Consider the following 21,568-nt stretch of genomic DNA (forward strand, 5'->3'; position numbering starts at 1 on the left):
AGCTCTAATCCCGCACGCCACCACGGCCCAGATATTCTCTGAGCGCAACATCAGCATCCCGCGCCCTGAAGCCGGTGGCCTCAATCTTGGTGAGGTCGAGCACACTATTGAGTGGTCGAGGAGCGCCCTGAGCTGTGGCGAAATACTCGGCCGATTCGACGCCGGTCACGCGAGCTGCGTCGTGGCCGGTCAGCTCAAAGATCCGTTGGGCTATGGCGGCCCACGATTGTGGCTGGCCCGCATTGGTCACGTTGTAGGTTCCAAACGCTGCGCGAGTTGAAATCAGATGGCGGATGCCCGCTGCGAGATCACTCGCAAAAGTGAGCCGCCCGACCTGGTCGTTGACCACGGACGGAGAGCTACCGCGCTCGGCAAGGGAGGCCATGGTGCGCACGAAGTTGGCTCCTTCGCCGATGATCCAACTGGTGCGCACGATGTAGTGCCGCGGTACGGTCGAGATGATGGCGTCTGCCGCTGCCTTCGTTTGCCCATAGACGTTAAGCGGTGACGCCGGCTCCGTCTCCGGGTGCGGTGCGGTTGTGCCATCGAAGACGTAGTCGCTGGAGATGTGGATGAGGGTCAGGCGATGCTCCGTCGCAATGCGAGCAAGGGCTGCCGTGGCGGTCACGTTGATAGCCCATGCTGCGGCACGACCTTGTGCCGTTTCGGCGGCATCCACTGCGGTGTAGGCGGCGGCGTTGATCACGACGTCGTAGTCGGGCCAATGGATGTGGTCGAAGCATCCGCTGTCGCTGAGGTCAACGTGGTCACGAGTCGCAAACTCGGCTGTCGGTATCGTTTCGCGGAGTGCCGTGCCCAGCTGGCCTGCCGCTCCAAGCACCAGTGTTCTGCGAGGAGTGAGGGGGGCTACCGCCGTGAGCCGCGGATGCGACCGGTCCTTGTCGCTGAGTTCGGCATCCTGCAGGGGGATCGGCCAGTCGACGGCAATGCTCTCGTCGGCAAGGTTGAGGAAGGTGTAGCTGGCGCTGGAGCTCCAGTGCTCGTTGACGAGATAGCTATAGGCGGTGTCAGGCTCAAGTGTTTGGTAGGCATTGCCGACGCCGCGGGGAATGTAGATGGCGCGTGCCGCGTCGAGCTCCGCGGTAAATACTGTGCCGAACGTGGCGCCAGCACGGAGGTCGACCCAAGCTCCAAAAATGCGTCCTGTGGCAACCGACACGAGTTTGTCCCACGGTTCAGCGTGGATGCCACGAGTCGTTCCGATGGCGCCGTTGAAGGAGATGTTGTGTTGCACTGGGCCAAAGTCAGGAAGCCCAGCAGCGATCATTTTTTCGCGCTGCCAGTTCTCTTTGAACCAGCCACGATTGTCGCCGTGCACCGGCAGCTCTAGCAGCAGCAGTCCGGGGATAGGGGTCTCTGTAACGTGGGGCATCGCTACCGAGCCTGCGACAGATAGCGAGCCTCGGTGGCGGCCTTCTGCGGCTGCCACCAGTCTTCGTTGTCGCGGTACCACTGCACGGTTGCCTCGATACCGACCTCAAAATTGGAGAACTGCGGCATCCATCCGAGTTCAGTGCGAAGTTTCGTGGAGTCGATGGCGTAGCGCACATCGTGCCCGGGGCGCTCCGCAACGTGATCGTAGGCATCCGTCGGTTGGCCGAGGGCAGTAAGGATCAGCTCCATGACTTCTCGATTGTTTTTCTCGCCGTCAGCCCCGATGAGATACGTCTCGCCGATGTGGCCTCGCTCGAGAATCGTCAGCACGGCAGCGGAGTGGTCGGCGGCGTGAATCCAATCCCGCACGTTGAGGCCATCGCCATAAAGCTTGGGGCGCTCACCGGTGAGCACATTGGTAATCTGGCGAGGAATGAACTTCTCAACGTGCTGGCGTGGGCCGTAGTTGTTGGAGCAGTTGCTGATGGTGGCCTGCACACCAAATGACCGAACCCACGCGCGCACGAGAAGGTCTGATCCTGCTTTGGTCGATGAGTACGGGCTCGACGGGTTGTAGGGAGTCTGCTCGGTAAAGCGGCTCGGGTCATCAAGCTCGAGATCGCCATAGACCTCATCGGTGGAGACATGGTGAAAACGCTTCTGGTGGCGTCGCACCGCTTCGAGCAGGATGTAGGTGCCCACGATGTTGGTGTCGAGAAACGGCCGTGGGTCGTCGAGCGAATTGTCATTGTGAGATTCGGCGGCGTAGTGCACCACGATGTCGGTTCCGGCGACGAGCGCGTCAACCACCGAGGCGTCGGTGATGTCGCCCCGGACAAAGCTGAACCGTGCCGCATCAAGCCCGTCGAGCGACGCACGATTACCGGCATAGGTCATTTTGTCGAGCACGGTGACGTGATGGTCGGTGTTCTCGAGAATGTAGTGGACGAAATTCGAACCGATGAATCCAGCGCCGCCGGTCACAAGCATCCTGCTCATCTGGTCTACCTCCCGCGTTCGAGCATTTCGAGCAAATACGAGCCGTATCCCGATTTAGTGAGGCGTTCGGCGCGCTCACGAAGTTCGTCGTCGGTCAGCAATCCTCGGCGCCATGCGACTTCTTCGGGGCAGCCAATTTTGAGCCCCTGACGTCGGGAGATCGTGCGGACATAGTCACTGGCATCCGTCATCGAATCAAAGGTTCCGGTGTCGAGCCAGGCCGTTCCTCGCGGCAAAACTTCGACCTTGAGTTTTCCGGCGTTGAGGTAGGCGCTGTTCACGTCGGTGATTTCATATTCGCCGCGGGCGGAAGGGGTGAGCCCGGCGGCGATATCGAGCACGTCATTGTCATAGAAGTAGAGCCCGGGCACGGCGTAGTTGCTTTTCGGATGGGCCGGCTTCTCATCGAGGGAGACAGCGATAAATTGAGAATCGAATTCGACAACGCCATAGGCTTCGGGCTCCGCTACCCAGTAAGCGAAGATGGCAGCGCCGTCGATGTCGGCAAAGCGGCTGAGCTGAGAACCGAGGCCCGGTCCATAGAAGATGTTGTCGCCCAATACCAGCGCCACGGAATCATTGCCCACAAAGTCGGCACCAATAACGAAGGCTTGGGCGAGCCCGTTCGGTTCGGGCTGCACGGCGAAAGTCAGAGAAATACCGAACTGCGAGCCATCGCCGAGGAGTTTCACGAACTGCTCCGCGTCATGCGGGGTGGTGATGATCAGGATGTCGTTGATGCCGGCAAGCATCAGCGTAGACAGGGGGTAATAAATCATCGGCTTGTCATAGATGGGCACGAGCTGTTTGGAAATGCTCAGCGTTATCGGGTGGAGCCGTGTTCCAGACCCGCCTGCAAGGATTATTCCCTTCATGAACCCAGTATTGTGCGCCAGCTGTACATCGCCTAGCGCTTTACAGGATTGGTCCGCAGTCCTACTGGTTCTGAACGGTGAGGTTTTTGGCCATGGTCTCGAGCACTGTGACTGTGGTCTCGTATTGCTCAGGGGTGACGCCTTCAGTCGCCTTTTGGCGGCCCGCGGCGATCACGACGGTGAGGCGGTCGACAACAACACGGCCGCGATCGGTGAGTTCAAACAGTGCGCCGTCGGTTGTGAGCCACTCGCTCTCGACAAGTTCATTGAGCGACTCGAGCGACGTGGTGTGCAACCCCTGCGTCGGGGGCACAGCGCCGTTTGCGCGGTCTAAGAACGGCGCGATTTCGATGTCGAGAAGCTCGACACCGGCAGCGCCTTTCGACAGCACAGTGAGCAGTTGCCATTGGCGGCGAGTAATTCCGTGCTCTTCGAGGGTGGTGGCGAAGAGCTCATCAATGATGCGATCGACGAGCTTCACCCAGTAACTGATGGGTTGTTGCGTGTCCATAATCCGACAGTACTCCTCGTGCCGCGAATTAGTAGACGAAACCGAGTTCTTCGGGGTAGTCGCCCAGAGCAGTGAGCTGGGTAGCCGCCTGCTGCAGGTGAGACAGGGTGAGACCGAGCGTGCGCGGTCCAAAGCTCACGCGAGCTACGCCGAGCTCGGCGAGAGTTTTTAGCGGCACATATCCTGTTCCGCCAATCACCGAAATGGGCCCATCGATCTGAGCGATCGCTTGGGCGACCATTTGCTCGTTAGTGAGGCCGAGAACGAAAATGCAGTCGGCGCCAGCGGCAAGGTAGGTGTTTGCGCGGGCGACCATGTCATCCCATTCGCCGCCACCGGCCAACACATCAACGCGGGCGTTGATCGCGATGGGCACACCGGTAGCGTCGCCAGCTGCGCGGGCCGCAGCGACCCGTGCAGCAGCGTGGTCGAGGTCGAACAGCGGAGCTTTGGCCGGGCCCGAGCTGTCTTCGATGTTCAGCCCAGCAGCGCCAGCCGCGATCAATCGTTCGACGTTTACTTGCACGCCGTCGGCATCCGGCGAGTAGCCCTTTTCGAAGTCCACCGAGACGGGGATTTCGACGGCAGTACAGATAATGGATGCCGCCTCGATGGCCTGATCAACGGTGAGGCCTTCGCCGTCGGAAACTCCGCGGGCGAAACTCACGGCATGGCTTGCGGTGGCAAGGGCGCGAACGCCGGGAGCCTCGGCAACCACGCGGGCGGTGATGGCATCCCACACGTTGGAGACAATCAGGGGCGTGCCAGGGATGTGGAGTGAGCGGAGAAGTTCGGCGCGGGCGGCGGGGGAGCTGGGGGCGATTTCAGTCATGCTCCCAGCATGCTCCGCGTGCGCGCTGGACACCAGTGAATTTCAGACGCGACCAGCAAACTCTCGGCAACGCGAGCTAGTCGATCACTGACTGTTTCGCCTTCACCGGCAGCATCAGCACGAGGCCGGCGAGCAGCACGATCACGATTCCGATGATGCCGTAGCGGGTGTCGCCGGTCATGGCGACGAAGAGCGTGAAGAGTCCAGGGGCGAGGAAGCTCACGGCGCGGCCAGTCGTGGCGTAGAGGCCGAAGATTTCGCCCTCGCGGCCGACTGGAGTAACGCGAGCGAGGAAGCTACGGCTTGCCGCCTGCACCGGTCCGACGAACAGTGTCAGGAAGAGGCCAGCGATCCAGAACCCGGTTTGGGCATCGCCGACGAAAAGCACCGCGAGGCCGGCGAGCACGAGGCCGATGAGAGAGCCGATGATCACATTCTTAGCCCCAAGCTTGTCGTCGAGCCATCCGCCTACAAAGGTTCCGATGCCAGCGACGAGGTTGGCGGCGACGGCGAAGTAGATGACCTCGCTCGGGCTGAAGCCAAACACCTGCGCCGCAATGATCGCGCCGAACGTGAAGACGGCGGCGAGGCCATCACGGAACACCGCGCTCGCGAGCAAGAACATGAGAACCTGCGGGCTCTTCTTGGCGAGGGTCTTGATAGTGCCGAAGAGCTTGGCGTAGCTGCCGAAGAAGCTCACGCGGTTCTCGCGGGCGCCAGCAGGAATCTCGGGCACTGCAATCAGAACGGGGATGGCGAAGATCGCGAACCACACCGCGGAGGCAAGCACGGCGTACCGCACATCGAGCGCACCGCCATCAGCGCCGAAGGGCACATTGAGCAGACCGTTACCGGTTTCGCTTCCAAAGTTCTGAATAAACAGCACGAGCAGGACGATCAGCAGCACGATTCCGCCGATGTAGCCGAGCCCCCAACCGAACCCAGAGACGCGGCCCACTGTCTTAGGGGTGGACACCTGCACGAGCATCGCGTTGTAGTTGACGCTCGCAAACTCAAAGAAGATATTGCCAGCCGCGAGGAGTGCGGCGCCCAGATAGATATACGACGGCACGGGCACCACGAAGAACATGGCACCCATTGCGACCACAACGAGGCCTGTATTAATAGCAAGCCACAATTTTCGGCGACCGGAACCATCCGAACGTTGACCCAAAATGGGAGCGAGGACGGCGACGAGGATGCCCGCAATGGTGAGTGCGCCCGAGATGATGGTGGTGTTGTTGGCTTTGGCCAGAACGAGCGCCGGGTTCTTGTCATCGTCGGCCGCTGCGGCCACGATCTCGGGGTCAATGAATAGACCACTCGCCAGGTACGTACTGAAGACGAAGGTTGTGACGACCGCGTTGAAGGCTGCGGAGCCCCAATCCCAGAGCGCCCACGCGCGCACGCGGCTCTTGGGGATCGGTGAATCAGCGAGGAGTCCCTGCCCGACAGTGCCGATTGCTCGCGTGTTCGAGACGCGCGGAACAGCAGGCACGCTAGGGACGTCGTTGTCGGGAGTCTTGTCCGTCATGCGAACAGGCTAGTGGTGTGCGGTAAACAATGGGGGCTGAAGTTGCGATGCGCGTGTTGGGCTGCCCAATTCTTCACGAAATCAGCGTCGCAAGCTAGACCACTTGCCGGTCGTTGGGGTGCCCGCGGCGGTGAGCGGAGCCTCGGCGATGGGCATTGTTCGTCGGCAGTCGTCCCGGCGCTCTTAGGCTCCGCCCGATGCCAGATTGTGAGAGATAGTCGCGTGATTCAGGGGAAGTTGTGCGGTTTTGTCACAAGAGACATTTCGAATCAATGTGAAGATTTCGGTATCAATGAGGACAATTCGGGGTACGTTTAACGAAGTAGACGTCTTCGTATACCCCATCACCCGGGTTTGTCGAATGGTCTAGTCGTGTTCGATGCGGAGATCTGGCCGTGTCGGGACGTCCCGACTTCAGCCCGTGCATTTCTGCCCTCTCACGACGGTGGATCTGTTTGATCTCTGTGATCAAATCACCCGCAATGTAAGGCCATTACCTGTGAAGCTTTTTCTCCGCCCACTGCTCGTCGCCGCGTTAATCGCAGCGAGTGTCACCGTTCCCGTCACTGCTGCAAGTGCGGCAGGCAACCCCGACGTGCAGCTTGATCGTGAGGTGAGCGCCTCCACTCTGTACGGCAGTGATGTCTCGGTCACGCTCTCGGCGCAGCAGTCATCGGTCCCGGCGATCAACGCCTACAACCTAACTTTCACTGACATTCTGCCGGTGGGCGCTACGCTGACCGACTCGACTTACCCCGTGAGTGAACAGATCCTGTTGTCGGATGGAACGACCAAGGTCATTTGGAGCAACGTCGCTGACCTTTCAGCGGGCATCGTGGTGCCGCTGACCTACTCCTTTGCGTATGACCTTGTCAGCTATGACGTGGATGACTCCTTCACGAGCACCGCTGAAGCCTTCGTCAACTCCAACCCTCGCATCGTCGATGAGTTCGATCCCGTCACCGGCGAGGTTGACGAAGCCACTCGCACCGGCTGGGATACGGCAACCTCCACCACTACGTTGGTGCCGTTCGAGCTCAAGAAGCGCGAACCGAGTACCGAGGGGGAACTCCAGCGCGGCGTTCACGACAACAAAACGGTCTACACGCTCGAAATCACCAACAACAGCGTTAATGACAGCACCAATTTTTCGATCGTTGACTACCTTCCGGCCGGTCTCGAATTCCTCGGATGCTCCAACCAGGACAACACGACCGCAACCGTCGAGGAGTACGCCGGTTCCGGTCGCATCGACGACACCCCGTTGCCGGCTGCTGTTGATTGCAACGGTTTCGTCCCCACGTCTTCGACGGTGACCGTTGACCCCGACGGAGCGGGTCCGCTCCCTAACGCTGTTTACACGAGGGTTGAGTGGTCCTCTCTAGGCACTATCGCCGCCGGCGCGACGCTGACCATTAAGTACGCCGCCGCTATCCCGCTGCGGGAGAACGAAGCATCCGCGCTCAACGCCACCGCGAACCTCGACAACAACACGGGTCCACTCACCGAAGAAGAGCAGCAACTCAAGAACTACGCGGTTGCCACGGGAACCTACGGGGCGTCGGTATACACCGATGACGACACGGCGACAGTGACTGCCGAAGACGTCGCCATTCAGAAGTCCGTCGATCAGCCGGCCATCGCGCAGGGCGGTACGAGCATCTGGTCGCTTGACTTCCAGTCCTCGGAATACGCGCTATCCACGAGCATCCTTTCGGTGGTCGACACGATTCCGGATGGCCTCGACTACGTCGCGAGCTCGCTAACTCCTGAATCGGTAGTGACCAATGCCGACGGAACGATTACCGTCTCGTGGGATGCGGCCGCGTTCGCAGGGGCATCCGCATCCGGCACGATCACTATTACGACGACAACACGCACTGCCTACCGCAACGGTGGTGGCCCGGTGAGTTCCAACGACTCGTGGACGAACTCGGTCGCCCTCGTGGGGACCGCGGAAATCATCACGGACAGCGGAGCGAACACTTCGACCCTTCCTGTGATCGATGAGTCGAGTGCAGGCCAGACCGCGCAGGGTGTCAGCATAAACAAACGCGTCGCTCAGCCGTCGGACATTGCGACTACGTGTGGGGCTGAATCTGGTCTGGCCTTCAGCGAGACCGTTACTGGTCCGTTCCATCCCGGCGACCTCGTGTGTTACGAATTGACCGTTGACTTTCCCGGGATTCTCGACTCCCTCGAAGTTAGCGTGGCCGACTTCTTGCCCGCCGGTTTCACCTATGAAGCTTTCGAGTACACCTCGGCCAGCACCTTGACGGCAGCCGATGGCATCGTCTTCTCCAATGACGCGGGCTCACCTCTGCTCAACTGGAACGTGGGCGAGGTGGATGCCTCGGCCGAATTCCAGGTTCTTGTTTCTGCCAGAATCACCGATCCGGCGGCGATCACTGATGGTTCGATCACCGCGAACATCATGAAGATGACCTACAAGAACACCGCCGGCGATGTGTTCCAGCTGCGCGATCACGCGGACACACTTGTCGAGAAGCCGATCGTCGCTGTGGCCAAAGGCATCACAGAACTCAACACGAATCCCATCAGCGGCGCGCCCGTTGACACCCTCACGGTGCAGGCGACTGATCGGGTGACCTACTCCATCACCGTGACCAACGAGGGAAGCCAAGCGGCCGAGAACATCTCGATCCGAGACAACCTGCCCGCGCTTCTGGAATGCTCCGACATTGAGAACATCAGCGACGCCGGTGCGTGTGGTTCTCCGGCACCCGTGCGCTCCATTGAGTGGATCGTCCCTGGCCCCGTTGCTGCCGGTGGCAGCTACACCGCGACCTACGACGTGATCACCCCGGCAGACTCGTCGCTGGGCGATGTGTTCCTCAACACCACCGGTGTTCGCAACTACGAAGGCGACACCAATAACGGCGACCCGCAGGTCTACGTTCCCGAGAACAATATCGATCCCACTCTCGAAGACGACGCGAACAGCGACGAGGCGACCGACACGGCGACCGCTAACGTCGACCGGCCCACCGTCGTGAAGACCGCGACGACCTCGATCGACGAGGGGGGAAACAACGCTGCCTCCGAAGCGACGATCGGCGAACTCATCACCTACACGGTGACCACCACAATTCCTGAGGGCGGAAGCGCTTACGAAAACCCTGCGGTAACCGACACGATCAGCGATGACCTCGAGATCGTGGGCACCCCGACCTTTACGGTGGGCGGCAGCGCCCCGCAGAACGCGACGGTAAGCGGCCAACTCGTCACGGCGCCGTTGGGGGCGACGTACCAAAACGCGGCCAACAGCGGTGACGACCTTGTCGTGCTCACGATTGTCGTGCGCGTGCTCGATGCGAGCGGCCCCGTCCGTGGCGATGTTGTCTCCAATAACGCCACCTTCGCGTGGGACCACGTCGATGGCTCGAGCGATTCCGGGGTGAGCGACGGCGTCACGACGACCGTCGTTGAGCCTGACATCTCGCTGCAGAAGCGCAGCAATGCTGTCGGTGGCGAGGTTGTCGCGGGTCAGGTCATCGAGTACACCCTCGAACTGCGCAACAGCGGCGGGGCGGATGTCTCCATCGCCCACGACACTGTCGTCGTTGACACCTTGCCCGATGAGGTTCAGCCCGTCGACGCTGCCGGCGACCCTGTCACTGCTGACGCGACGCTCCCCGGTGGTGGAGTGTGGGACGAAAGCGCCCGCACGATCACGTTTACCGTCGCGAGCATTGCGCCCGGCGCAGGTCCCGACCTCACATATAGCGTTCTGGTTGATGACCCACTGCGTGGCGGCGCGACCATCGTGAACACGGTGGCTGCGACCACGACCTCGATCGCCGGAACGGATCCTGACGAGCGCACCTCCGACTCCGCCCTCGGAACGGAAGCGGGCGGCTACCAAGATTCCAGCAGCGTCACGCTGCAGACGCCGGGAGTGGAGGTCAGTAAGACTGCGACTCCGGCCACGCTGACGATTGGCGAGGTCGTTACCTACACCGTCGAAGTGACCATCCCCGCGAGCGTTGTTGCCGACGACACCACCATCATCGACACGATGCCGGCCAATGTGCGGTTTGGCGCGTTCCTCGATTCAGAGTGTGACCAGGAGGGCACGCCGTGCGCGGCAACCACCGAGGTCATTGGTTCGCCTAGTTCGACTGACCGCACCATTGGTTTCTTCCTGGGTGACTTCGACCCTGCTGTGGCTGAAGATCGTGTGATCACGTTCCGCTACACCGGCATCGTGACGACGGCGGCGACAGATGGAAGCACGCTCGTTAACACTGTTCGTCCTTACTGGCACGACACCGATCTCATCACGGGCACGCCGACTACGGTGCCCGTACCCGCAGACTTCGACAACGTGGGATCGCCGTCGACCGCGAACACGGCGATTGTCGAACCGACGCTCACGATTGACAAGGCTGTCGCCGGGCAGGTTGATGACTCCGACGCACGCCGCGCCAAGCCTGGCGACGCTCTCGAGTACACGATCGTCGTCACCAACACGGGCACCTCGCCCGCCTATGACGTCATCGTCACGGATGCCCCGGATGACCGCGTGACAGATTTCACTTCGGTCGATCCAAGCGGCGTCACGAACACTGATTCCGATCCCTCAGACGGAACCCTGAGCTGGAGCATCCCCGGCCCGATCGCCGTTGGCGCTTCGGTGACCATCACGTACACGGTGACGATGCCTCTCATCGATGAGGCCGATGAAGTGGTGAGTGGCGCAGAGATCGTCAACACCGCGGACATCCCGGAATACTTCGGTGTTCCTGCAGCGGACCGCGACGCTCTGATCGACTACAACACCTACGACGACGTGACCGCCGATGTGGTGAGCGTTGAACTCGACCTCGCGTCAATTGGTGACTACCTCTGGTACGACGTCAACAATGACGGTGTGCAGGATGCCACGGAGCCGCTGCTCGAAGGTGTCGGCGTCACCGTCGTCTACCTCGGTGCCGACGGAGTCTTCGGAACCACCGACGACGAAACCTTCACCACGGCCACTGACAGCGCCGGCGAGTACCTCGTCGAAAACCTGCCAGGCGGCACCTATCGTGTCACGGTCGATGCTGCGACTCTTCCGGCTGGAATGACTCCAAGCTATGACCTCGACGGCACCACGATTACACCGAACGGCGTGTGGCAAGGAACGCTCGCTCAGAACGCTGCGAAGCGCGACGTGGACTTCGGTTACACCGGTACTGGCTCGATCGGCGACTACATCTGGTTCGATCAGAACTCGGATGGCGTTCAAGATGCCAATGAGCCTGGGCTCCCCGGCGCGACCGTCACGGTCATTTCGGGTGGACTCGACGGCGACCTCGCGACAACCGCCGACAACCTGACCTTCACGACCTCGACGGATAGCGACGGAAAGTACTCGGTAGGCAACTTGCCCGCTGGCCCCTACACCGTCACCGTGAGCGACCTTCCTTCGGGCTATGTCGTGGTCTCCGACCCCAACGGGGGAACGAGCTCGACGTCGACCACAACATTGACGGCCGGCCAGAACCGAGTCGATCAAGACTTCGGGTACAACGGCACCGCATCCATCGGTGACTTTGTGTGGCTCGATCGCAACAACGATGGCGTTCAAGATCCCACTGAACGCGGCATTAATGGTGCTCAGGTTCAGCTGACGTGGTTCGGCGAAGACGGTATTGAAGGCACCAGCGACGATGGCGTGTTCACGACGACCACCGACGCTCTGGGCGGCTACCTCTTCCCGAACCTGCTGCCGGGAGAGTATTCGGTAGAAGTCCTCGGCGGATTGCCTGACGGAGTCGACAACAGCTTCGACCGTGATGGCAACAAAGACTCGCAGACTTCGGTGACGTTGGACGTTGGCGACGCCGTGACGGATGTTGACTTCGGCTACTTCGCCGACTCCGTTATCGGAGACCGTGTCTGGTGGGACCGCGATGCTGACGGTGTTCAGGATGTCGGAGAACCCGGCCTCGGCAACGTCGACATCAGCGTCACCTACTTCGGTGCCGACGGCGTCGCGGGCGGAACGGGTGCGGATGCTGACGTCATCTACACCACCCAGACCGACGCTGATGGAGACTGGATCGTCATCAACATTCCTGACGGTGAGTACCTCGTAGAGGTCACCGGCGGCATCCCCTCGGGATTCACCCAGACCTACGATGCTGACGAGGGAACGGCTGGTCTCGGCGACCAGTCAGCACTCACGCTTGACGCCTCCGACCTCAACCAAGACTTTGGTTACACCGGTGACTCGAGCATTTCCGACACGGTCTGGCTCGACCTCGACAAAGACGGCGTGAAGGATGCTGGTGAGCCTGGTCTCCCCGGTGTCGATGTGACTCTGGTTTGGTTTGGTCCGGATGGAGTGGCTGGCGGGGGCGACGACGTCACGTTCGTCGAAACCACCGATGCCAACGGCGAGTACCTGTTCGATGGGCTCCCCGAGGGCAACTACACGGTCACGGTAGACACCGCGACTTTGCCGGCTGGGCTGCTCCCCACCTTTGACGCTGACGCTGGCGCCAACCAGCCGACGCCGGGAACGCCTGCTTCGGGCGTTGCAGCGAACTCAACGACAGCCGTAGCGCTGCCGGCGGGCACCGATCTCGACACCATCGACTTCGGCTATGCCGCGACAGGGTCACTCGGTGACACGGTCTGGCTGGACCAGAACGGCGACGGCGTTGTTGATTCTGACGAAGCCGGAATCCCCGACGTTGGCGTAACGCTCACATGGGCTGGCCTCGACGGCATCCTCGGTAACGCCGACGACGTGGTCTCGACTACGACGACGGATGAGAATGGAAACTACCTCTTCGAGGACCTTCCGATCGGAACGTTCACGGTGGAGTTGTCGAACCTGCCCGCAGGAGTCGTAGCGACATCCGACCCAGACGGTGGTTTCGATGACTCAGCGCAGGTCACCCTCTCCGCCAGCGAAGAGAACCTCGACCAGGACTTCGGCTACCGCGGTGACGCAGGTGTCGGCGATCTGCTCTGGCTCGACGTCGACAACGATGGGGTGCAGGGCACTAATGAGCCTGGCCTTCCCGGAATCGTGATCACTGTCACGAGCCCCGGCACCGATGGAGTGTTCGGCACGGCTGATGACATCGTCATTATGACGACGACAGATGAGAACGGCAACTACCTCGAAGAGGGGCTGCCTGCCGGAGAAGTGCAGGTCTCATATGACCCCACGACACTCCCCGAGGGATACGTGCCCAGTGCTGATCTCGATGGTGGTGACTTCTTCGACACGACGGCAACGTTGGTCTCCGGAGAGACGCTGCTGGATGTCGACTTCATTGTTATCGGAAGCGCCACCCTCACCGGAGTCGTGTTCGATGACCCTGATGGGGACGGCACCCGTGACAGCGGAGAAGCAGGCATTCCGGATGCCACGGTTGATGTGGTCTGGGCTGGGCCGAACGGTCCCGTCACGATTACGGTAATCACCGACGCAAACGGCGAGTGGATCCTCACGAACCTGCCGGCGGGAACCTACACGGCAACAGTCGACCTCGACACAGTTGATCCTGACTACCGGCCGACTACGGGAACATCGTCGACGGTAGAGTTGCCGGCCTTTGGTTCGCGCTCCGTCATTCAGGGTCTCACGACGATGTTGCTCGCGTTCACCGGCACCAATATCGCTTGGGGCGGTGGGCTTGCGGTGCTTCTGTTGCTTGCGGGGCTTCTGCTCGTTGTGACGCGAGCTCGTGCTGGCGGCAGAGAGACGCGGGCGTTGACAACAGGCAAGTAGTAGCGATTGCACGATAGGCGCGGTGAGTGCGCGGGACCGGATGGTTCTGTTCGCACTCACCGCGTTTGTCGTTGTGGTGGGGTAGCTGGGCGTTAGTTTGGCCTTGTCCTCTATAGGGCCCACAAAGAGGGGGACGTAGACGCTTCTGTGTACCCCTTTTTGTGGGCTATTGGGTGGACTAGGTCTCGTTTAGGCTTGAGATCGGTTTACCTGACGGGCACCCGATATTTCGCTCGTCTGGAACGAACCAACCCGACACCACCCGAGTTCTCTACGGCCTACTTCCCGATATTAGGTAGGCCCTAGGTCAATCCTTAAGGCCTTACCCGTGAAGTTTTTGCTGCGCCCATTGCTCGTCCTTGCCCTGATTGTGACGGGAATAACAGTTCCGGCTGCCGTCGCTACGGCAGCGGGCACCCCCGACGTTCAACTTGACCGCACAGTGAGTGCGTCAACGCTGTACGGCGACGACGTCTCGGTCACGCTCTCGGCGCAGCAAACCTCGGGTAGCAACGCCTACAACCTGACGTTCACTGACGTGCTGCCAGCGGGGGCGACACTCGTGGACTCCACCTATCCGGTGAGCGAAACCATCGCGCTGGCGGGCGGCGCAACGAAGCTCATCTGGAACAACGTGGCAGACCTCTCGTCGGGAGTCGTCGTGCCGTTGACCTACTCCTTCTCCTACAACACCAGCACCTACGATGTGGACGACTCGTTCACGAGCACCGCCGAGGCTTTCGTTAACTCGAACCCTCGTGTGCTCGTAAAGTTCAACGCACTCACGGGCGATGTTCTCACCAGCTCGCGAACCGGGTGGGCAACTGATGAGTCGACGACGACTCTCGTTCCCTTCCTTCTCGACAAGATCGAGCCGAGCACCGAGTCTGAGCTTCACCGCGGTGTGCACGACAACAAGACCGTGTACACCCTCGAGATCACCAACAACGGCGTTAACCCCACCACCAACTTCTCCATCATCGACTACCTGCCGGCCGGTCTTGAATTCCTCGGTTGTTCGACTCAAGATAATAGTGCCGACGGCACCGAAGAGTATCCCGGTGCCGGTCGCATCGATGACACTGCGTTCCCCGCGGCCGTTGACTGCGATAGTTTTGTGCCCTCGACGTCGACCGTCACGGTTGACCCGGATGGCAGCGGCCCGTTGCTGAACGACGTCTACACCAAGGTGGAGTGGAATTCCCTCGGAACCCTCGCTGCGGGCGAGACTGCGACGATCGTGTACGCGGCAGCTATCCCGCTGCGCGAGAACGTTGCCTTCACGGGTGAAGCCACCGCGAACCTCGACAACAACACGGGGGACCTTACTGAAGACGAGCAGCAGCTCACGAACTACGCGGTTGCGGCCGGCACCTACGCGGGCACCGTCTACACGGATGCCGACGCGGCCACTATTTCTGCTGAAGATGTCGCCATCCGCAAGTCCGTTGACGATTCCGACATTTCGCAAGGTGCCACGAGCATCTGGACGCTCTCATTCGACTCCTCTGAGTACGCCCTCGCGACGAGCATCATCACGGTAACCGACACCATTCCTGACGGCCTCGATTACGTCACCAGCTCGCTGACTCCAGAGTCGGTAGTGACGAACGCCGACGGAACCATCACCGTGTCGTGGGATGCCGCAGCTTTTGTGGCGGCATCCTCGCTCGAGGAGATCACCGTAGAGACGCTCACGCGTTCGAACTACCGCGTGCGTAACGGCGCCGGTCCCGTGAGCTCGAACGACTCCTGGACCAACACTGTTGAGCTCGGCGCCGACGCTGAGATCATCACCGACAACGACGGAACAACGTCGACTCTTGCTGTTGTTGACGCGTCAAGTGCGGGGCAAACGGCCCAGGGAATCACGATCGACAAGAAGGTCGCTGAGCCCGCTGAGATGTTGACTCCGTGTGACGCGAGCTCTGCACTCACCTTCAGCGACGGCGTCACTGGCCCGTTCCACCCGGGCGACAGGGTTTGCTATGAACTGACCGTCACGTTCCCCGGAAGCCTCGACACTCTGGATAACACCGTCAATGACTTTCTGCCCGCGGGATTCACTTTTGAGTCGTTCGCTTATGGAAGCGACCACCACGACATCGATGCCGCGGACATCACGTTCGTGAACCCGCCGGTATCGGCCACTGACCCGACTCCGTCGTCTCTCTTGACGTGGACCATCGGCGATGTGAATGCCGCTGCTGTCTTCCAGGTTCTGGTGACGGCGAAAATCACCGACCCTGCCGCGATCGCTGATGGCGACATCACGGCGAACATTATGAAGATGACGTACCAGAACACCGCGGGGGATGTGTTCCAGTTGCGTGATCAGGCAGACACTCGTATCGAGAAGCCGATCGTCACGCTCAGCAAGGGCATCACGCACCTCAACACTGTTGCGGTTGCCAATGGCCCGCTCGATACTCTTGCGGTTCAGGCAACGGACCGCGTGACCTACGCGGTTGTCATCACGAACTCCGGCAGCCAGGACTCCGAGAACGTGTCCATTCGTGACAACCTGCCCTCGTTGCTGGAATGCTCCGAGATCGAGAACATCAGTGACTCTGGTGTCTGTGGCGCCTCGACGTCGCTTCCGCGCTCTATCGAGTGGACGATACCGTCGTTAGATGCCGGGGACTCGTACACGGTTACTTACGATGTGATCACTCCCGCTGATTCTTCGGCTGGCGATATCTTCGTCAACACTGCTGGGGTGCGCAACTACGAGGCCGAGACCAACTCTGGTGGCCAGCAGGTGTACGTTCCCGTCAACAACATTGACCCGACGCTTGAGGCGAGCGCGAACAGCGTTGAGGCCAAGGACACCGCGAGTGTAAACCTGCGTCGTCCGACACTGCTGAAGTCATTTACGACCTCGATCAACGAGTCAGGCAACAACCTCGGCACTCAGGCCACGATTGGTGAGACAGTCACCTACACCGTGAAGACCACAATTCCCGAGGGGTCGTCGGTCTACGTCAACCCGACCGTTACTGACACTCTCAGCAGCCGGTACGCAATCGTGGGAACACCGACCTTCACTGTGAATGGTGGTGCTTCGCAGAACGCCACCGTTGCCGGACAGAAAGTCACCGCATTGATCGGCGCCGACTACGTCAACGCCCCCAATAGCGGTGACGATGACGTCATTCTGACGATCACCGCACGCGTGCTCGATATCGCAGGACCCAAGCGTGGCGATGGCATCACCAACCGCGCGTCGCTCACGTGGCAACGAGTGAACGGCACTAACGATTCGCAGCTGAGCAACACTACGACGACGCGAATCGTTGAGCCCGACATTAACCTCACCAAAAAGAGCAACGCTGTTTCTGGACAGGTTGAAGCTGGCCAGATCGTGACGTACACGCTCGAACTGCGAAACAGTAACGCGTCGAACGTGTCGACCGCGTACGACACCACTGTTGTCGACCACGTGCCGAACACTGTTCAGCCGGTTAACGCCAGCAATGTTCCCGTAACGACCGACCAGACTTTGCCCGGTGGCGGAATCTGGGACGAGAGTGAGCGCACGATCACGTTCACTGTCGCATCGATCCTGCGCGGCCAAGGCCCTGACCTGACCTACAGCGTTCGCATTGTTGACCCGCTTCTGAGTGGTGCGACGATCGTCAACACGGTCGACGCTATTACGTCGTCAATTGCCGGCGGAAACCCGAACGAGCGCACAGCGCTATCACCGCTCGGAACCGAAGCGGGCGGCTACCAGGCCAACGACGACCTCACGCTGCGGGCTCCCGAGCTCGGTGTGAGCAAATCGGCAACGCCGTCGTCACGCACCATCGGTGAGGTCATTACCTACACCGTCGACGTGACCATCCCCAAGGATGTTGTTGCCTACGACGCAACCATCATCGACACGATGCCCACCAACGTGCGCTTCGGTGAGTTCGTGAGCTCGACGTGCGATCAGGCTGGCTCGCCCTGTGCTGAGTCCGCTGCGCTGATCGGTTCGCCGACCACGACTGACCGCACCATTGGCTACTTCATCGGTGACATCGCTACCGCCGAAGACGAAGTTCGCACCGTCACGATCACCTACACGGGTATCGTCACGGCTGCTGCGGCATCCGGAAACACCCTGACCAACACGGTTCGTCCCTACTGGAACAACGCCGACACGATCACGGGTTCGCCCACGACCGTTCCGGCGCCGGGTGACTTCGACAAGGTGGGCACTCCGTCAACCGCGAACGTCTCGGTCATCGAACCGCGACTGACGATCGACAAGGATGTTGCTGGCCAGGTTGGCGACTCTGACACTCGTCGTGCCAAGCCGGGCGAAGATCTCGAGTACACGATCGTCGTGCGCAACGCGGGCAACTCGCCCGCCTACGACGTGACCGTCACTGACACCCCCGACTCTCGCGTCACCGACTTCACCTCCGCTGGTGTTGTTGGCGTGACCCCGACCGACGTCGACCCTTCAGACGGAACTCTCGGCTGGACGATCGCTGGCCCGATTGCGGCGGGCGCATCCGTGACGATCAAATACACCGTCACGATGCCCGTCGTCGACGAAACGAGCGAACTCGTTTCGGCGCGCGAAGTCATCAACACCGCTGACGTTCCTCACTACTTCGGTGTGGCCCCGAGCGCGCAGGTCTCCGGTATCGACTACAAGGACTACGACAACGTGACTCCGGATGTCGTGAGCGTCGAACTCGACCTCGCCTCCATCGGTGACTACGTCTGGTTCGACGTGAACAACGACGGTGTTCAGGATTCCACTGAGCCCGTTCTTGCGGGCGTCGGCGTCACGGTTGTCTACGCGGGAATTGACGGCATCTTCGGCAACACCGACGACGAGACCTTCACTCGCACGACCGACAGCAACGGCGAATACCTTGTCACCCAGCTGCCCGGTGGGTCATACCGCGTAACCGTGGATGCGTCCACGCTTCCCGCTGGAATGACTCCGAGCTACGACCTCGACGGCACCACCGCAACGCCTAACGGCGTGTGGCAGGGAACCCTCGCCGAGAACGACAAGAAGCGCGACGTCGACTTCGGTTACACGGGATCCGGCTCGATTGGTGACTTCATCTGGTTCGACCAGAACAAGGACGGCGTTCAGGACGCCAACGAGCCCGGACTTCCGGGCGCGACGGTCACGGTAGTGTTTGGCGGCCTCGATGGCGACCTCGCCACGACCGCTGACAACATCACGTACACGGCGTCGACGGATGAAGACGGCAAGTACCTCGTAGAGAACCTGCCTGCAGGCCCCTACACCGTCACTGTCAGCGACCTGCCTGCGGGCTACTCGGTTCTTTCCGACCCCAACGGCGGCACGAGCGCGACCTCGACGACGTCATTGACGGCCGGCCAGAACCGTGTCGACCAAGACTTCGGTTACGCGGGCACCGCATCCATCGGTGACTTCGTGTGGATCGACCGCAACGGCGACGGCGTGCAAGACAGCACTGAGCCCGGCATCTTCGGTGCCACCGTTGAGCTGACCTGGTTCGGCGAAGACGGCGTGCTCGGCGGTGGCGATGACGGCGTGTTCACGACGACGACTGACGGCGACGGCCTCTACAGCTTCCCCAACCTGCTCCCCGGCAACTTCTCCGTCGCAGTGACGGGCGGGCTGCCTGCTGGCGCCACCAACAGCTTCGACCTCGATGGCGACAACGACTCCGAAACTCCGGTCTCGCTAACGATCGGTCAAGCGGTGACCACCGTCGACTTTGGCTACGACGTCACGTCCGTAATCGGTGACCGCGTCTGGTGGGACCGCAACAAGGATGGCGTGCAAGACAGCAACGAGCCTGGCCTCGGTGGAGTCAAGATTCTCGTCACCTACCTGGGAACAGATGGTGTTCTTGGCGGATCCGGCGCTGCTGGTGACATCGAGTTCGAGGCAACGACAGACAGCAATGGTGACTGGACTGTCACTGAGATCCCCGACGGAAACTTCATCGTCGAGGTTGTCAGTGGCGTGCCTGCTGGCTTCAGCCCGACCTTCGACAACGACAGCGGAACCGCGTCGCCCGACGAAGAGTCTGCGGTGACGCTGGTTGGCTCTGACCTCAACCAGGACTTCGGCTACGCCGGAGACTCGAGCATCTCCGATACGGTGTGGCTCGACCTCAACAAGGATGGCGTCAAGGATGCTGGCGAGCCTGGCTTGCCTGACGCTGAGGTAACCCTCGTCTGGTTCGGCCCGGATGGCGCAGCAGGTGGCGGCGATGACGTCACGTTCGTCGAAATCACCGACTCCAACGGTGAGTACCTCTTCGATGGTCTGCCCGAGGGCAACTACACCGCCACGGTTGACACGACGACGCTGCCTGCTGGCGTAACCCCGACATTCGATGCGGATGCTGGCCCCAACCAGCCGACGGCGACCACGGTTGCTTCCGGCGTTGGCCCGAACTCCACGACTGCGGTCTCGCTGCCTGCAGCGACCGATCTCGACAACATCGACTTCGGTTACGTCGGTACCGGAAAGATTGGCGACACCGTCTGGCTCGACCAGAACGGTGACGGCATCCTTGACGACACTGAGTCCGGCATCGCCGAGGTGGATGTCACGCTCACGTGGGCTGGCCTCGACGGCATCCTCGGCAATGAGGACGACGTTGAGTCGACAACGAAGACGGATGCTTCGGGCAACTACCTCTTCGAAGACCTTCCTTCAGGACTCTTCACTGTTGAACTCTCGAACCTGCCCGCAGGCCTGACGTCGACAGTTGACCCTGACGGCGGAGCTGACGACGTCTCTGAGCTCACGCTCACCGGTGGCGAAGAGAACTTGGATCAGGACTTCGGCTACCGCGGTGACGCGGGAGTCGGCGATCTGCTCTGGCTCGATGTCAACAACGACGGTATTCAGGGCACTAATGAGCCTGGCCTCCCTGGCATCGTGATGACCGTTACGAGCCCCGGCTTCGACGGAATCTTCGGTAACGAAGACGACATCATCGTGACAACCACGACCGATGAGAACGGCAACTACCTCGTTGAGGGACTGCCGGCTGGCGAAGTGAAGGTCTCCTATGACGCGACGACGCTAACCGAAGGTTATGTGCCGAGCTCAGACCTCGACGGCGATGTGCTCTTCGAGACGACGGCAACGCTCGTCTCGGGCGAGACACGCCTCGATGTTGACTTCATCGTGGTCGGTAGCGCAACGCTCAACGGCGTTGTGTTCGATGACCCGAACGGCAACGGCGTTCGTGACAGCGGCGACCGCGGCATCCCCAATGCTGAGTTGGATGTTATCTGGGACGGCCCGAACGGGCCCGTCACCGTGCGCGTCACCACCGACGAGAACGGTGCGTGGGAACTCACGAACCTTCCCGCCGGAACGTACACAGCAACAGTCGACCTTTCGTCGGTCGACGCCGAGTACCGCCCGTCAACGGGTACTACTTCAACGGTCGAGCTGCCCGCCTTTGGTGAGCGCTCGGTCATCCAGGGCCTCACTACGCTGATGCTCGCCTTCACGGGTTCGAGCATCGCCGCCGGAGGCCTGCTTGCTGGACTGCTCTTGTTGAGTGGATTGCTCTTCCTTCTGCCGACACGTCGGGTGCGTGGCGGAGGGAAACAACTCCTCGCTATCGAGAAGTAGCGGTTACAGCAGCAAGCGAGAAGGCGCGATGAGCGCACCGGGCGTCGGGCTCGGTGTACT

At 60.9% G+C, this 21,568-nt stretch carries 8 protein-coding genes; 2 read left to right on the forward strand and 6 right to left on the reverse strand.

The window, feature by feature from the left end; genetic code table 11:
- Positions 1 to 4: 4 nt before the first annotated feature.
- From I6E74_RS01885 to I6E74_RS01910, 6 genes are all read right to left on the reverse strand, one after another.
- A complete protein-coding gene (locus tag I6E74_RS01885; RefSeq protein ID WP_197122511.1) occupies positions 5 to 1,393 on the reverse strand; it encodes a bifunctional dTDP-4-dehydrorhamnose 3,5-epimerase family protein/NAD(P)-dependent oxidoreductase in 1,389 nt (462 codons plus the stop codon).
- A gap of 2 nt (positions 1,394 to 1,395) precedes the next feature.
- Complete coding sequence (rfbB, locus tag I6E74_RS01890; RefSeq protein ID WP_197122513.1) at positions 1,396 to 2,394, reverse strand: dTDP-glucose 4,6-dehydratase; 999 nt, start codon at positions 2,392 to 2,394, stop codon at positions 1,396 to 1,398.
- 5 nt (positions 2,395 to 2,399) lie between these two features.
- Positions 2,400 to 3,269: a glucose-1-phosphate thymidylyltransferase RfbA gene (rfbA, locus tag I6E74_RS01895; protein WP_197122515.1), complete on the reverse strand. Its 870-nt coding sequence runs from the start codon at positions 3,267 to 3,269 to the stop codon at positions 2,400 to 2,402.
- Positions 3,270 to 3,330: 61 nt separating this feature from the next.
- Positions 3,331 to 3,780 (reverse strand): hypothetical protein, encoded by a 450-nt coding sequence (locus tag I6E74_RS01900; RefSeq protein WP_197122517.1) that lies wholly within the window; start codon positions 3,778 to 3,780, stop codon positions 3,331 to 3,333.
- 28 nt (positions 3,781 to 3,808) lie between these two features.
- Positions 3,809 to 4,612: an isocitrate lyase/phosphoenolpyruvate mutase family protein gene (locus tag I6E74_RS01905; RefSeq protein ID WP_197122519.1), complete on the reverse strand. Its 804-nt coding sequence runs from the start codon at positions 4,610 to 4,612 to the stop codon at positions 3,809 to 3,811.
- A 76-nt stretch (positions 4,613 to 4,688) separates the two neighbouring features.
- Complete coding sequence (locus tag I6E74_RS01910; RefSeq protein ID WP_231601096.1) at positions 4,689 to 6,146, reverse strand: MFS transporter; 1,458 nt, start codon at positions 6,144 to 6,146, stop codon at positions 4,689 to 4,691.
- Between the two features lie 499 nt (positions 6,147 to 6,645).
- On the opposite strand from I6E74_RS01910, the gene I6E74_RS01915 reads away from it, so the two are divergent.
- Together I6E74_RS01915 and I6E74_RS01920 are read left to right on the forward strand one after the other, a co-directional pair.
- The gene (locus I6E74_RS01915) at positions 6,646 to 13,902 is read left to right on the forward strand and encodes an SdrD B-like domain-containing protein (RefSeq protein WP_197122521.1); all 7,257 of its coding nucleotides are present in this window, start codon (positions 6,646 to 6,648) and stop codon (positions 13,900 to 13,902) included.
- A 328-nt stretch (positions 13,903 to 14,230) separates the two neighbouring features.
- Positions 14,231 to 21,508 carry an SdrD B-like domain-containing protein gene (locus tag I6E74_RS01920; protein ID WP_197122523.1) on the forward strand — a complete coding sequence of 2,426 codons (7,278 nt, stop codon included), beginning with the start codon at positions 14,231 to 14,233 and terminating at the stop codon, positions 21,506 to 21,508.
- Positions 21,509 to 21,568 lie beyond the last annotated feature (60 nt).

Source organism: Salinibacterium sp. SWN139 (assembly GCF_015864625.1).
Taxonomy (GTDB): domain Bacteria; phylum Actinomycetota; class Actinomycetes; order Actinomycetales; family Microbacteriaceae; genus Rhodoglobus.